This is a genomic window from Pseudomonas sp. AC463 (assembly GCF_979253585.1).
Genome location: NZ_CEEDDZ010001150.1, coordinates 1 through 237 on the forward strand (window position 1 = coordinate 1; position 237 = coordinate 237).

Below are 237 nucleotides of genomic sequence, written 5' to 3' on the forward strand. Positions count from 1 at the left end.
GGCCACGACGGGACAGGCCGATCGACACCAGCGACTCCTTCGCCATCAGGCCGCCGATCGAACCCAGCATGATGACGTAGACGACGCCGATGACGGTATCGATCTGTCCAAGTTCCTGAAGCCGGCGGAATAGCCACGCACCCGCCATCGTGCCGAGGACGCCGCCACCGACCAGGACGCCGCCCATCTTGAAATCGACGCCGCCGCGGCGGACGTGCGCGAACACGCCCGATACGC

The 237-nt window shown here is 66.7% G+C and carries 1 protein-coding gene; it reads right to left on the reverse strand.

Annotated features, from left to right (window positions below; all coding sequences use genetic code 11):
• Positions 1-237, reverse strand: a 237-nt coding sequence (locus tag AC0IYH_RS33905) for a TSUP family transporter (protein WP_471838858.1), incomplete at both ends; no start/stop codon positions are given.